Annotated in this window: 14 protein-coding genes and 1 pseudogene; 10 read left to right on the top strand and 5 right to left on the bottom strand. The window is 47.3% G+C overall.

Annotated elements, in window-relative coordinates; translation table 11 throughout:
• Positions 1 to 37 precede the first annotated feature (37 nt).
• A complete protein-coding gene (gene argS, locus K6K13_RS11670; RefSeq protein ID WP_222157186.1) occupies positions 38 to 1,768 on the bottom strand; it encodes an arginine--tRNA ligase in 1,731 nt (576 codons plus the stop codon).
• A gap of 752 nt (positions 1,769 to 2,520) precedes the next feature.
• Between argS and K6K13_RS11665 the strand changes: the two genes are divergently transcribed.
• The 4 genes from K6K13_RS11665 (at position 2,521) to K6K13_RS11650 (ending at position 6,158) form a co-directional block, all read left to right on the top strand.
• Positions 2,521 to 3,063, top strand: a complete 543-nt coding sequence (locus K6K13_RS11665) for a VOC family protein (RefSeq protein ID WP_222161062.1) — start codon at positions 2,521 to 2,523, stop codon at positions 3,061 to 3,063.
• A 198-nt stretch (positions 3,064 to 3,261) separates the two neighbouring features.
• Complete coding sequence (cutC, locus tag K6K13_RS11660; RefSeq protein WP_222157185.1) at positions 3,262 to 4,026, top strand: copper homeostasis protein CutC; 765 nt, start codon at positions 3,262 to 3,264, stop codon at positions 4,024 to 4,026.
• 720 nt (positions 4,027 to 4,746) lie between these two features.
• Positions 4,747 to 5,151: an antiterminator Q family protein gene (locus tag K6K13_RS11655; protein ID WP_222157184.1), complete on the top strand. Its 405-nt coding sequence runs from the start codon at positions 4,747 to 4,749 to the stop codon at positions 5,149 to 5,151.
• A gap of 179 nt (positions 5,152 to 5,330) precedes the next feature.
• On the top strand, positions 5,331 to 6,158 hold the full coding sequence (locus K6K13_RS11650; RefSeq protein ID WP_222157183.1) for a colicin E3-like toxin immunity protein: 828 nt from the start codon (positions 5,331 to 5,333) through the stop codon (positions 6,156 to 6,158).
• A gap of 171 nt (positions 6,159 to 6,329) precedes the next feature.
• Here the strand turns inward: K6K13_RS11650 and K6K13_RS11645 are convergent.
• Positions 6,330 to 7,069 (bottom strand): annotated as a pseudogene (locus K6K13_RS11645) (IS5 family transposase).
• 116 nt (positions 7,070 to 7,185) lie between these two features.
• On the opposite strand from K6K13_RS11645, the gene K6K13_RS11640 reads away from it, so the two are divergent.
• The 6 genes from K6K13_RS11640 (at position 7,186) to K6K13_RS11615 (ending at position 11,320) form a co-directional block, all read left to right on the top strand.
• Positions 7,186 to 7,431, top strand: a complete 246-nt coding sequence (locus tag K6K13_RS11640; RefSeq protein ID WP_222157182.1) for a hypothetical protein — start codon at positions 7,186 to 7,188, stop codon at positions 7,429 to 7,431.
• 277 nt (positions 7,432 to 7,708) lie between these two features.
• On the top strand, positions 7,709 to 9,307 hold the full coding sequence (locus K6K13_RS11635; RefSeq protein WP_222157181.1) for a pyocin-S2/colicin E7-DNase domain-containing protein: 1,599 nt from the start codon (positions 7,709 to 7,711) through the stop codon (positions 9,305 to 9,307).
• 2 nt (positions 9,308 to 9,309) lie between these two features.
• On the top strand, positions 9,310 to 9,567 hold the full coding sequence (locus K6K13_RS11630) for a bacteriocin immunity protein (protein WP_222157180.1): 258 nt from the start codon (positions 9,310 to 9,312) through the stop codon (positions 9,565 to 9,567).
• A 96-nt stretch (positions 9,568 to 9,663) separates the two neighbouring features.
• Positions 9,664 to 9,873 (top strand): class II holin family protein, encoded by a 210-nt coding sequence (locus tag K6K13_RS11625; RefSeq protein WP_222157179.1) that lies wholly within the window; start codon positions 9,664 to 9,666, stop codon positions 9,871 to 9,873.
• Positions 9,873 to 10,397, top strand: coding sequence for a lysozyme (locus K6K13_RS11620; protein ID WP_222161061.1), 525 nt, complete (start codon positions 9,873 to 9,875; stop codon positions 10,395 to 10,397). Before K6K13_RS11625 ends, K6K13_RS11620 begins: the two co-directional genes overlap by 1 nt.
• A gap of 593 nt (positions 10,398 to 10,990) precedes the next feature.
• On the top strand, positions 10,991 to 11,320 hold the full coding sequence (locus K6K13_RS11615; protein ID WP_252120264.1) for an Exc2 family lipoprotein: 330 nt from the start codon (positions 10,991 to 10,993) through the stop codon (positions 11,318 to 11,320).
• Positions 11,321 to 11,406: 86 nt separating this feature from the next.
• On the opposite strand, the gene K6K13_RS11610 is transcribed toward K6K13_RS11615, so the two are convergent.
• The 3 genes from K6K13_RS11610 to K6K13_RS11600 form a co-directional block, all read right to left on the bottom strand.
• Complete coding sequence (locus tag K6K13_RS11610) at positions 11,407 to 11,805, bottom strand: hypothetical protein (protein ID WP_222157177.1); 399 nt, start codon at positions 11,803 to 11,805, stop codon at positions 11,407 to 11,409.
• Between the two features lie 43 nt (positions 11,806 to 11,848).
• Positions 11,849 to 12,646, bottom strand: a complete 798-nt coding sequence (locus K6K13_RS11605; protein ID WP_222157176.1) for a DUF1835 domain-containing protein — start codon at positions 12,644 to 12,646, stop codon at positions 11,849 to 11,851.
• A 262-nt stretch (positions 12,647 to 12,908) separates the two neighbouring features.
• Positions 12,909 to 13,541: a hypothetical protein gene (locus K6K13_RS11600; protein ID WP_222157175.1), complete on the bottom strand. Its 633-nt coding sequence runs from the start codon at positions 13,539 to 13,541 to the stop codon at positions 12,909 to 12,911.
• Positions 13,542 to 13,550 lie beyond the last annotated feature (9 nt).

The following is a 13,550-nucleotide window of genomic DNA, read 5'->3' as shown; positions in this document are numbered from 1 at the left end:
GGCTCAGGCCACCGTTTTTATGACAAGACGCCGTTGATTACATTTTATCGACGGTTTCAATACCCAGAGTGCCTAACCCTTGTTTCAGCGTTTCTGCGGTTAACAGGGCCAGTTTCAGACGGCTTTGACGCACAGCATCACTGTCGGCATTCAGAATCGGGCAATGCTCGTAGAAACTGGAGAATAAGCCTGCAAGATCGTATAAGTAGGCACACATCACATGCGGAGTCCCTTCGCGTGCCACGGTAGTGATGGTTTCTTCAAACTGCATCAGGCGGGTTGCCAGCGCCGTTTCTTTCCCATCATTCAGTACGACAGGCTGTGTCAGAGCGGCTTTATCAAGATTGGCGCGTTTGAAAATCGAGGCAACTCGCGTGTAGGCATATTGCATATAGGGAGCTGTATTCCCTTCAAACGCAAGCATGTTATCCCAGTCAAACACGTAGTCAGTGGTGCGACTTTTGGATAGATCCGCGTATTTCACTGCTCCGATGGAGACGACGCGCGCCAACTCACGCAACTCGTCTTGGTCCATATCGGGGTTTTTACCTGCGATCAGCGTTAATGCACGCTCATAGGCTTCGTCTAACAGATCTGCCAGCTTGATGGTGCCGCCCGCGCGGGTTTTAAACGGTTTGCCATCTTTGCCCAGCATCATGCCGAACATATGATGTTCCAGTGATACTGATTCGGGTACATAGCCCGCTTTGCGCACGATAGTCCATGCTTGCATCAAATGTTGGTGCTGGCGGGAATCAATGTAGTAGAGAACGCGATTGGCGCCCAGCGTCTCATACCGGTACTTGGCGCAGGCAATGTCAGTGGTGGTATAGAGATAGCCGCCATCTTTCTTTTGCACGATGACGCCCATCGGTTCGCCTTCCTTGTTTTTAAACTCATCAAGGAAAACCACCGTTGCCCCTTCACTTTCAACGGCCAGACCTTTTGCCTTAAGATCGGCAACAATCTCCGGCAGCATTGCGTTATAGAGACTTTCACCCATTACATCTTTTTTGGTCAGGGTGACATTCAGACGATCGTAGGTGAGCTGGTTCTGCGTCATGGTGACATCAACCAGCTTGCTCCACAGTTCGCGGAAATAAACGTCGCCGCCCTGTAATTTCACCACGTAATGGCGGGCGCGTTCAGCAAAGGCGGCATCTTCATCGTAACGGAGTTTCGCTTCACGGTAGAAGGCTTCCAGATCGGGTAATACCAACTCGCCGGAGGTGTCTTTCTGCACATCTTCCAGATGAGCGATCAACATGCCGAACTGTGTTCCCCAGTCACCCACGTGGTTGGCGCGGATAACCTTGTGTCCGAGAAATTCAAGCGTGCGTACCGCAGCATCACCAATAATGGTGGAGCGCAGGTGGCCGACGTGCATTTCTTTTGCAACGTTGGGCGCAGAATAGTCAACCACGATGGTTTGCTGTGTGACAGGTGTGATACCCAATTTGGGTGCGTTCAAAGCCCGTTCGGTTTGTTGTGCCAACCACTGCGGATCCAGAAACAGGTTGATAAACCCCGGACCGGCAATCTCTGTTTTAGCGACAATGCCTTCCAATGCCAGATGCTTAACTACCGTCTCTGCCAGTTGTCGCGGAGCAAGCCCAAGTTTTTTCGCTGCCGCCATGACACCATTGGCCTGGTAATCACCAAACTGAGCCTTGGCGGACTGGCGCACCTGCGGGTCTGTGCCGTTGGGCGCACCCGCTGCAACCAATGCCTGGCTGACTTGTTCCGAAAGAAGAGCCTGAATATTCACCTGGATACCTTTAATAAAAATTTAGCCCCCGCTTATACCATATTTGGGCTGAAACGTCAGCAGGGCGAGCCTTCCCCGCGAGAATTTTCCTGAGAAAATGCAAGGGGGATAGAGTACGAAGAGGAGGGTAACGCGTCGAAAAAGGAGGCAAAGAAGAAGAAAAAAAGTACCAGCGCTAGCAAAAATAGTTAACGCTTTCTTCCCCGATGGTTGGTTCCGATACGTTGACTTTCCCTTGTTTTAAAATGTTTAAAAATTGCATATGCCGCAATGGCAATAAGCAGAACCGATAAAATGGCTAAAATCATAATTATTTCTCTGTGTACTATTGCGATACGTTAACAAATTACCTGTTTTTGTTAGGTGTGACAATGTAGGTCAAGAGGTTTAAGATTAATCTTTTCTTTTAGGAATATTCCCTAAATCAGTATAATTTACGTATGAATTAGGCGTAGTAGGTTATTGTGGACCATTTGCTGTGCTGTGTTTATAAATTCCGCTGCCGTTCGATATCCTTATCAAACACGCTGATGTGATTAACAATGAAGGGATATAGCATAAGGTGATTTTTATCACGTTATGTTTCAGAATGTTACAGCATCTGTTTCATAAACCCGTAAGCATTTTGTGCTGTGGACGATGACCCAGAGTGCGCTACACCTGACGTGTGTCGCAATGGTATGCAAAACGCGTGCATGGCGTTACTATTTGAAGATTAATTATTATTAATATTAGGAAATGCAATGTCTGGAATGCTTCCTCCTGCGCTTCAACACGATTTGGCCCGTTTTGAGCGTGCGTTGTTACAGTTAGCGGAGACGCTGTCATTAGATTTGTCGCAATTCGAAGCCGATCATATTGCATTGCGCTGCAACCAAAATACGACAGCGGCGCAGTGGAAAGAAACATTATTAACGCTAGGGGTATTAATTTCTGAAAATCAAATTAACGGACGTCCTATTTGTCTTTTTTCGCTTAACGAAAAAATAACCCTAGGTCCGTTGAATATTGATTGTATTGAATTACCTTGGCCTGGTCAGCGTTTTTATCCCAATGAAGGTTGGGAGCACATTGAATTAGTGTTAGCGGGCAATCCAGAGACCTTGCATGCCCGCGCTCTGGCTTGTCTTTCCGATAGCGCGCTGGCCTCACCGCACATTACCCTAAAATTTAGTCAACCCGGCAGCGATAAAGAACGTTTGCCCAATCCCACGTTAGCCGTGAGCGATGGGACAACCACTATCAAGTTTCATCCGTATTCGATCCGTGAAGTCATCGCCAGCGAGCAGGAATAACCCTGCCCCCGATCCTTGTTGACGGCTTTTGGTAAAATTTGTGTGACGCGTCATGGATAGCCTTGGGGCAATCCTGGCCTCTGTGACTCGGCTCTCCTTTGCATTTTTATTCAGATGCCATATTTATCCTAAAGCTATAGCGTGCTAGTTGATGGTGCAATGGTCACAGCGCAATGTGACGCAGGCGGGAGAGATTAAATGTCAAAGTTGGAAGTATGCTGTTACAGCGTTGATTGCGCACTCACGGCGGAACTGGCGGGAGCAGACAGGATTGAGCTCTGTGCTGGCCAGCGTGAAGGCGGTCTGACACCAAGCTATGGTGTTCTGGCCGAGGCGAGGAGCAGGGTGCGGCTACCGGTGCATCCTATTGTACGTCCGCGCGGTGGGGATTTCTGCTACAGCGACAGTGAGTTTCGCACCATTCAGTATGATATTCAGCGCATTAAAGAAATGGGTTTTCCCGGCGTAGTGGTTGGTGTGCTGGATGAAGAAGGGCATATCGATCTGCCGCGCATGAAAGTGTTGATGGCATTGTGTGAAGGGATGGCAGTGACATTTCATCGTGCCTTCGATCTGTGCCTCAATCCGCATATGGCGTTGCAACAGCTCACCGATTTGGGCGTGGCGCGCGTGTTGACATCCGGTCAGCAGCAGCAAGCTGAAAACGGATTAACATTATTGCGTGAACTAATTCGGGCAAGCCGTGGTCCAATCATTATGGCGGGAGCGGGCGTGCGTTTGACCAACCTGCATAAATTCCAGCGAAGCGGTATTCAGGAATTGCACAGTTCAGCCGGACACTGGCTGCCTTCGGCGATGCGGTTTCGCAAAGTGGGTGTCTCGATGTGTTCAGACGCGGAAAGCGATCTGGACGAATTCAGCCACTATTGCGTCGACGGCGACATCGTTGCTGAAATGAAGCGCGTGCTGAATGCGGGGTGCCAGACAGTCCCTGTCCCCTGATGACGGGGACAATTCGCCAACGAGTCCTTTACCGCGCAGCATCCCTTCGGGTTTGCTTGCGAGTACCAAGCCCCGGCGTGTTGCCGGGGCTTTTTTTCACTGTTTTTAAAATGCAATGAAAGCCCAAACTGCCATTGAATATTGAGCCATGGTGCTCATGCATTATATACCCGTCATACTTCAAGTTGCATGTGCGTTGGCGGCACTCGCTCACCCGAATCACTTACTTATGTAAGCTCATCGGGATTCGCTCCCTTGCCGCCTTCCTGCAACTCGAATTATTTAGGGTATAAACGGTTTTTATATAATAAATAATCTGTCAAATGCAAAATTGGTACAGTAGGCAGAAAAATGAATAGCAAGCGTTTAAGATTTATTGACTAATTTTGATGTTAGTATATGGCAAAAGACAGAATAAAATCCAAATCAGAGATTCTGCTATTTTCTATGAGTCTAAATTTCAATCGTCTCGGTATTATTGCTGGGCTTAAATATCTTAATTGATATTGTTTTATTAGTAATGGGATCATTGATGTTTACTATCCTAATTCAGAGGTGTCTGGATTTTGAATTTATGGAAAACGTGATAGTAATGGTATAGGGGAGGGTAAAGGTACAATAAAAATGACTTGATGCAGTCGTTATGCAATGCGTAAAAATTAAACATATCAACACTAATCGTGATACTACAATTTGTAGTAACTCAACGGGGACGACTTTATGCGTGATATTCAGAGAGTATTGGAGCGCTGGGGAAGCTGGGCATCACAGGAGGGGAGTCATATTGACTGGTCACCTGTCGCTTGCGGTTTCAAAGGAATATTGTCTCACGAGAAAAAGCCGAGACCCTGTTGTTGCGATTCAGATGGATTGATTGTGGATGCAGCCGTTGGCATGTTGAAAAAAAATGAACGTAATGAAGAGCTGAAATTTATCATGTTTCATTATCTGTATAATGTTTCTAAGTCAACCATATCGCGTTGGGAAAAGTGTTCTGAAGGGAAAGTGAGGAACAAGTTAATGATAGCTGAAACATTTATTGACGCTTGCATAATTATGAGTGGCTCCAGGTTGGAAATGGATGAATATACACAAAAAAATGAAATAAACCCTACGTTAAAATAATGCTTTTCGTTACGAAAATGATCGGCTACACTGCCTACAGTGGTTGTTTTGGCTGTGCGTGGCAACTATAACTAACCCCGTCGTTTGGCGGGGTTGGTTATTAGTGCGGTATTCAATTTATTTCATGCTGTGTTACCAAGTTAATACGCACTTATGTCGTAACCACCATGAACAGTTGATTGTTGATTTCATCCTATAACATTCAACATAAGGAAAAGAGTAAAAATTTAAATGGAGGAATGATGGGGGTCAGAGTTCGTATACATTGGTTTGATAGAGGGAAAACACTGAGTGTCGGTCGAGAGTGCTCAGCAGATTTAGGTAACGATAACACCATCTTTAAAAGCATTAGTCTTGCTGTGGCACATAATGTTAATAACGGTAACTTTCCGGTTGAGAAACATTGGGTGGAAAAATTGCAACCCTTATTTTTTCACTGGATAGACCTTGAACATTATGACTATCAAGTGGCTTTTGATTATAAAGATAAATGGAATATTAATGAAAATTCACTAAGAGGGAGGAACGTTATGACGATGCAATTTATTTCTGTTGATGAGTTGGCTGGCATACCATTGCCGTATCCATTGGCAACACCGCCAGCAGGGTGGTTCATTTGCCAGGGGCAGGTGTTTGATAAAACAAAATATCCAAAACTGGCGCATTGTTACCCCACTGGTAGGTTACCGGATTTACGCGGGGAATTTATTCGTGGTTGGGATAATGCGCGTGGGGCAGATACTGGGCGATTATTGTTAAGCGAACAAGGCGACGCCATCCGAAATATCACCGGGAAGTTTGCAAATAATGGATTGGCTTGGTCAGAGGGCGCGTCATCGTCGGTGGGGGAAGGCACATTTACTAGATTGGAGGGCTACCTCACTTCTAATAATAATGTTAGCTCCGGTGGTTGCCACTATACGTTCGACGCATCGAAGGTCGTGCCCACCGCAACTGAAAACCGTCCACGTAACATCGCATTTAACTACATTGTACGTGCCATATAGGTAATCCATTCGTACCTTTCACTGCCTGAACCTGCATTCACTCTTCTCCTTTTTAAATATCATTTGTAATAACAGAGTTGCTTCTCTGATGTGCAACTCTACTTTTCTATGCAGCCAAAAGGCGGTGGGGTATCTCAATTATTCTGTAGTTGTTCTAGGGGCTGTTGACAATTAACACAGCCAGACGAATGCAGCAGCGAGCGCAACGAATGATGCGAAGCGTTTTGAGAGTTTGTCGAAGCGTGTAGCTACGCGTCGAAATTGCTTGATACGGCAAAAGAAACGTTCGATCAAATTGCGTGAAGCGTAAAGATGTTTGTCCAGTGGGCGTTGCTCACGGCGATTCTCTTTGCTGGGGATGACAGCCTGAATGCCTACCGACTCCAGATATTGTAGAATCACATTCGTATCGTAGGCTTTGTCTGCAGCCAAGCTTGAAGGTTTCAATTCACCAAGTAAAGGCAATGCTTCTCTGGTGTCGCTCTTTTGACCACCAGTCAAACTAAAACGGGCAAGCATGCCCAGCCCATCAACCAGAGCGTGAATCTTGGTTGTCAATCCCCCGCGAGAACGACCAATCGACTGGTCACCGTTTTTTTGGGAGCGCCCGCTGCATGCTGATGAACCCGTACGATAGTGCTGTCGATGAAGATTTCCTCGAAATCGGCATCGCCCGCAAGTTCAGCAAAAACGGAATGCCATATTTCTGCCCGTGACCATCTGGCAAAGCGTTTGTACACACAGTTCCAGAGTCCGAAATCGGGTGGTAAATCTCTCCATGGGCTTCCAGTTCGGGCGATCCATAAAACCGCTTCGACAAAAAGCCGATTATCTGCTGCTGTTCGTCCCGGATCCGAATCCTTTCCCGGCAAAAACGGGCTAATCCGTTCGTATTGGTCATCACTGAGCATCAATCTTGGCATTCTGCTTTTCCAAAAAAGACAGAATGTAAACAGATTCTTTTACAAAAAAACAGGTTCTTGGCGATGATTGTCAACAGGCCCTAGCAAGGAAAGCACTGACATGAATGACCAAAGTGAAGGAAAAAAAAGAAAAAAACGAAAAAAACGAAGCCCTGGTTGGTGGGGATCGGGTAGTGGTAATTCAAGCCGTGGAAGTCGAGGGGGATATAACAGCACCAACCTTGGTGGTCACACCGTTAACCATGGCAATGGAAGGTCAACCACCACGGATAACCGAGGCTCTATATCTCTATATCGCATTATTCAGACAGTGGCAGCCGCAGTTCAAATTCCCCTACATCAATACGTAGTGGAGGAAATAGCGGGAGTAATCGAAGTACATATTCTAATAGAGACCACATTGATAGAGAGGCGGTTGCGAGAGAACAGGCAGCGCGTGCAGCCACACTGGAAAGAGAACAGCAGGCTCGGGCGCTGCTTAGTCAGGCGAACTCGCTTGCGATGCTGGCGATACCCGCTGCCGAGCCCGCTCCCGTACTCTCCGTGTCTGGTGTTGGGAGCATAGCGCTGGTTGAAACGACGAGTCCTGGTTTATTGGAGGATTTCAGTCGTGGACTAAACGCATTGATGGCATTTGCGACCCGCGTAAGAAATGCAACGCCGATAGGGTTTGCGATCGCGTCAATATTCCACATGGAGAAACTGGGCGTTGGTAGTGACCAGGTTCCTGGGCGTACCAGAGAAAATTTTCTCTCATTGTCTGTCCCGGCGAAAACCATGGGGTTAACGGATAAAGCGGCATTGGTAAATGCGGCTAAAACAACCGGTGAGATTACGATGCCGGCAAGGGGTAAATTGTCGGTAAAAGATCGACAGCTTGACATTTCGGTGGTTAAGCCAGCAAGACCGCAATCCGTGCGTGTTGTTGAAGCTACCAAGGACAAAAGCAGCGGATTGTATGGACATGCGTTAACAACTGGGGTTAGCGGCGTAACCACTCGGACGCGCGAGTCCGCACTGGCCGGGCAGCCCGCGTTGATGGCGGGTATCCCAGGTATTTCAGTGCGCAGTAATAGGGATTCATTTTCTTCTGCTGCGTCAACACCACGGCCCTTTAATCATGCGACCCGCTTCCACGATGTGGTGGTGGTTTATCCTGAAGAGGCGCAATTAGAGCCCGTGTATGTCATGGTAGAGCCTATTGTGGAGGATGTCGTAACAGCGAGCCAGCAATATCATGCCGAGCCGGTAACCGAAGAAATTGCGACACCGAAAGGGCTAGTCAGAGTCAAATCGATTACCCCTGCGGCGAGCGGTGAGGGGCTAAAAGGGCGGTGGCGCAGCGCCGTGGATGGGGTCATCTATGAGTGGAACAGCAAACTGGCTAAACTGGAAGTGGTTCAGCGCCCACCACAAGTGCTGCCGGGCAGTGTGCCAGTGGCAGGCGCGCCTCCCTCGCGCACTGCATCTGGCCGCTGGGAAACAGAGGTTAGCCGCAGCGGTGAGGTGTTGCGTGTCTGGGTGGTTGAAGGAATAATGGATCGGGCCTCGGGGCTCTACAGTATTACCTTGCCGCCTGAAAAGGGTAGGCTGGGGCGAACGATACTTATCAGTCCGGTAAAAGCACCGGGAACTGATGGACTGGGGCACTTAATTCACCCGGAAGGCCGCCAGGTAGTTATTCTCAATACTGGCATCGGAGCACCTATTCGTTCACCTACGATAACGGTGTACCCTAATCCGGTGCTACCGGACATTGATGCAGAAATCGCGGTACCGCCGCTAGAGGTGAATTATCCGCCGCTGTATGTGATGTTTAATAATCCTCGCCATATGCCGGGCACTGTGACGGGACAAGGTGAGGCAGTTAGCGATGATTGGTTGACTGTAGTTAATGAAGGCGAAGGAGTACCAATTCCCTCACAGGTTTTAAACAAACTACGTGGTAAAGAGTTTAAGAGCTTTCGAGAGTTCAGGGAGGCATTTTGGAAAGCAGTCTATGCTGATCCCAAACTAAGTAAAGGGTTTGACCCCGGTAGTTTAAACGCGATGAGTAAAGGATGGGCTCCATATGTTAGAAAATCGGATAGAGCAGGGAAAAGAAACAAAGCAGAAATCCACCACGTTATTGCATTGAAGGATGGCGGCCTTCTCTATGATATAGATAATATGAGAATTATTACGCCAAAACGTCATGTTTATATTCATTCAATTAAAAGAGGTTAGTTATGGCAAGATTCGAATCAATTGAGGACTGTACTGAAAAAGAGTTCCTTGATTTTGTCACGCAAATATATAGTGCTGAATATTCAACGGAAGAGGCTCATGCAATAGCTTTAGACGAGTTTGAAAGAATCTCAGAGCATCCATTTGGTTCAGACCTTCTTTATTATCCAGAGGCGGGAAAACAAGGGCCATTAGAGGTTGTAAAAGAAATAAAACAATGGCGAGCCAAAAACGGCAAGCCCGGTTTTAAACCCGGTTGATTATCGCCTATTAACCTCATCAAGGCTCACTTCGGTGGGCCTTTTCTTTGCCCTTTAATCAAGACTGCGCCTCAATAGAGGTGTTTGGATGAAATTATGCCTGAAAAAATATCAACCGGTATGGCTTACATGACATCGGCGAGCAGCAGTGTTTATTGGCTGTTGCAATTATTGGATAGGGTCTCCTCGACACAATGGGCGGCGATTGGCGTTTTGGGCAGTCTAGCCTTTGGCTTTTTGACTTACTTCACTAATTTATATTTCAAAATCAGGGAAAGCAGACGTACAGAAGCGCGAGGTGAATGATGAGAAAACGCAATGCTATCGTAGCAGGTGTCGTGTGTTCTGTCGGTGCCATTATCGGCATTATAATGAGCAATAACCAGGTAAGAACAAACAGGCTCGGACTTGAACTGATGGGTAACGCTGAATCATGCCGCCGTGATCCTTATGTATGCCCTGCGGGTATTTTAACTGACGGTATTGGCAATACCCATAGTGTGGTTAATGGGGGCCGTAAAACAGATAAGCAAATTGCGGCGGACTGGCAGAAAAATATCCTTGAGGCTGAAAAATGTGTGGACAGCTATGCGAATGGAAAAAACCTACCGGATGGTGCATTCAGCGCGGCAGTCAGCATCGCTTTTAACGCCGGATGCCCAAGGGTACAGGGTTCAACGCTGTTTCAGTTATTTCGTAGCGGAAATATTCAGGCAGCTTGTGAGCAACTGCCCCGCTGGGTATATAGCGGAGGTAAGATTATGCCGGGATTGGTGAAACGCAGAGACAAGGAGATGGCATTGTGTCTTTCCTCCCTGTCTGGAAAATAAGCGAACTGTCTATCGCTCGATTCTCAAACAGGAAGAGGTTGGTCACAAGTGTGTTCCTGCCCCTGTTGCTGATCGGCTGTTCGACTACGCGAACCGATTACGTCGAGACGCCCTGCACGCCACTGCCAGTGGCATTAACACAACCGGTACTGATACCGTTACCTCGGGTTGCCGATTGACCTATGCCCAGGCGGTTTACTGGCTTGATCCGCTACTGACCGCGCTTGATGAAGCAAACAGTAAATTGTCGGCTATCCGCGCGATCGAGGAGCAACGCTGAGCAGAACGTTTTTTTCTTGCATTAAGGTATTTAGCGGGTGGAAGATCGCACTGTTGCTTGTTTATTCTGAGCGGTAAATGAAGACGAAGATAAGGCTTTTCATTGCGCATATACTCTGTGCTTTGCGTGACATCATGCAGGGATACGGTTTAAAACAGCATTGTTTTTACTGTTATTGTTAGTATCAAACGTTGGGTGTTATCGCGTTTATTTTTACCAAAAAAGGAGTTCTTGAGTGAGGGCATTACGTCGCTTTATGTTATTGCCGATTGTATTATCATGTTATGGGTGCGCTAGTTCACTATCGAGTCCAATGCGTCACGCCTACCACACAGCTAATAAAATCGCACATCAACATTTCGATCCGAATACACGTATTCATGTTAATAATACGACCGCGCTGTTACTTCCTGCATTTGAAGATATATATCATTTAGGGCAGCAGGACCGTGCCAAAGGCTTGTCTCAGCAAGAAGCACAACAGAATGTGAATCGTTTTGACGATCCGCAGTTATTGCCTGATTCAAACATGACGTTATCTTTTTTTACGCATCAATATTCAGTAGAGAATCCGCAAGAAACGCGAAGGTTATATATCGATGGCCTGCGCAAAACATATTGGGATGGTTTTAACGGTCGGTAATAATATAGCGCTCATATAAACCCCGACCAGTAAGCCGGGGGTGATTGCTACGACGATTATTTACTCTGCTTGCATTGAAAACTACACTACGAATCCCGCCAAACCGGACGCCCATTACTGTCCACAGTCCAGTGCGCCTCACGGGGCGTAAGGCAAACTCCGCCTACCCAACGAGGCTGTGAGGCAACATCAAGCCAGTAAGCCTTGCCATTGAGTATGTCATGGCCTAGCGGCGTTAATTCCACGGTAGTCAGGGCTTCTGCCTCTGCTGCTGTAGTGATACGCAATAGTGGGTTTTCGCCTGTTATCAATGGTCTGATAGCGGAATAGAACATCATGTCACCCATATAAGGCAGCGGATCGCGCTGGCCGATCAGTTCTCTGAATACTTTTCTGAGACTGATGGGGCCGGATTGTGCAATAGCCTGTAACGCCAGGCGTTCGGTCAGAGAAAGACCGTCGTTAATACCCGGTAATTCTTGCAATAATCGGCGCAAGGAACGCGAAAGATAAGGCAATGTGGTGTGTTCACGTTGAGCAAGCGTAAAGAGCGCTGTCGGTGAGGGCGCGCACCAGGCCGACCAGGCTGTGCGCCAGTGCTATCGCATCGGCAGGCACCGTCTTGCGTTGCGTCCAGAGCCAGGCCAATACATCCGGTGATAGTTGCCCTAGTCCAATAAAACGTTTCACGCCGGGTATATTGTCCACGGCGATAAGCTCGAGCTTTTGTGGCGGTTTTTCGAGTGTCGAGAGTGAGCGGATCAAAAACAGCTGGTCGTAGGGGTCGGCTTCGCACCACAACACGGCATGTTCAGCGTCGGGTAAACGTTGCCACTGTGCCTGCTCCTCGTCAAAACGGCGGGTGACATCATCAGCTTCCAACCGAAAGGCCTGCTGGATATAGGTGCAGCGGACCGTGCGGTAGTCGGCAAAGGGGATGTTCTGAACTGGTCCCATTGACAGTGGGTCGGTATAACAGTGAAAGGTGCCGTGAAAACCCGCGAGCCGCAGACTGTGTTCAATATCATTGCCGCAGCGCCAGTGTTGGGTTTTGCTTTCATCATCAGCGGAAAAATGGGGATGACGCCGGGCAAATGCGATGGCATCAACATGTGCTTTGAGCTTCGGCCAACTGTCAAACCCGACGTCACGCGCAATTAACCATTGTGCGCTGGCAAGGGTTAGGTCGGACGTTGGATTAAGGCGATGAAGCAGTGCCAATTTTTCAGGCTCAAGGCCTGCTTTGATACGTTGCAACAGTTCTTTTGCGCGTTTGCGCTGTTGAACCAGATTGATATGACCATTACTTATCGGATGTACAGACATACGAACTCCTTTCCAATACCTTATCCGCATTCAGGTGGGGAGTCGTAACCTTGAGGTTGCCTACTTATCTTGGGCGCAGCCCTTTCCGCGGATGGCGGCGCAGATAACGCCGGACCATCACTATATCCCGCCAGCGGGAGGGCTGCAATACGCGCTTGGGTTAATGTTGCTGCAATAATAAAAAAGTTTTTTCTGCCCCTGAGTTAATTACCGTTCGCTCAGTGATAGTAAAACGCGCATATTGATTCCTAAATTAGGCATGTTAAAGCTTTTTTAAAAAATGGGTGACTTTATTTTTTGCTGTTTCAAAGCTGCGCTCAGCTTCCTTTTCAACTCGGGTCTTAACACGAACAAGTTCATCTTTTGTTTTGTCTAAGCTACGCTCAACCTCCTTTTCAACTCGGGGCATAACACGATCAAATTCATCTTTTGTTTTGTCTAAGCTACGTTCGACCTCCTTTCCAACTCGAGTAGTAACACGACCAATTTCTTTGCTGATTCGTTCACCGGTACTGGTTTTGTCACTCACGCTCGACTGAATCAATTTATCAATCTCATCTATTGATTGATTGATTTGGGTATAGTTTTCGGAATTATCTTCACCAAGTCGATCATTATCCGTAATTGAATTTATCGTCGCGAGAACCGTTTTTAATGGTCCATGGATACTGTCACCCATTTCGCACAATGTAAGGATTGCTTTATTGTTTTTTGAAAAAAATTCTTCACAATACGTTAAACGTTCATTGTAAGTGTGTTGTTCGAGCTGTAGCGTTGATAGTTTTTCATTTATAAGTTTAACTCTTTTGGTTGCAGGGTTATCTTCTTGCGAAGAACTCTGGGCTGGGGAAATTGATTGAAGTGAATGTATAGCGCTTGATATGGATGGTAGCATGTTGATGAC

It is taken from the genome of Symbiopectobacterium purcellii, assembly GCF_019797845.1.
GTDB classification, from domain to species: Bacteria; Pseudomonadota; Gammaproteobacteria; order Enterobacterales; family Enterobacteriaceae; genus Symbiopectobacterium; species Symbiopectobacterium purcellii.
This window is presented reverse-complemented; position numbering and strand designations above follow the sequence as displayed.

Excerpts from the sequence above, each read along its gene's own strand:
- K6K13_RS11665 (WP_222161062.1), top strand. The coding sequence starts at position 2,521 with ATGCTTCCTCCTGCGCTTCAACACGATTTGGCCCGTTTTGAGCGTGCG.
- K6K13_RS11600 (WP_222157175.1), bottom strand. The coding sequence starts at position 13,541 with ATGCTACCATCCATATCAAGCGCTATACATTCACTTCAATCAATTTCC.
- K6K13_RS11630 (WP_222157180.1), top strand. The coding sequence starts at position 9,310 with ATGGCAAGATTCGAATCAATTGAGGACTGTACTGAAAAAGAGTTCCTT.
- K6K13_RS11635 (WP_222157181.1), top strand. The coding sequence starts at position 7,709 with ATGGCATTTGCGACCCGCGTAAGAAATGCAACGCCGATAGGGTTTGCG.
- K6K13_RS11605 (WP_222157176.1), bottom strand. The coding sequence starts at position 12,646 with ATGTCTGTACATCCGATAAGTAATGGTCATATCAATCTGGTTCAACAG.
- K6K13_RS11640 (WP_222157182.1), top strand. The coding sequence starts at position 7,186 with ATGACCAAAGTGAAGGAAAAAAAAGAAAAAAACGAAAAAAACGAAGCC.
- cutC (WP_222157185.1), top strand. The coding sequence starts at position 3,262 with ATGTCAAAGTTGGAAGTATGCTGTTACAGCGTTGATTGCGCACTCACG.
- K6K13_RS11625 (WP_222157179.1), top strand. The coding sequence starts at position 9,664 with ATGCCTGAAAAAATATCAACCGGTATGGCTTACATGACATCGGCGAGC.
- K6K13_RS11615 (WP_252120264.1), top strand. The coding sequence starts at position 10,991 with ATGCGTCACGCCTACCACACAGCTAATAAAATCGCACATCAACATTTC.
- K6K13_RS11655 (WP_222157184.1), top strand. The coding sequence starts at position 4,747 with ATGCGTGATATTCAGAGAGTATTGGAGCGCTGGGGAAGCTGGGCATCA.
- K6K13_RS11620 (WP_222161061.1), top strand. The coding sequence starts at position 9,873 with ATGAGAAAACGCAATGCTATCGTAGCAGGTGTCGTGTGTTCTGTCGGT.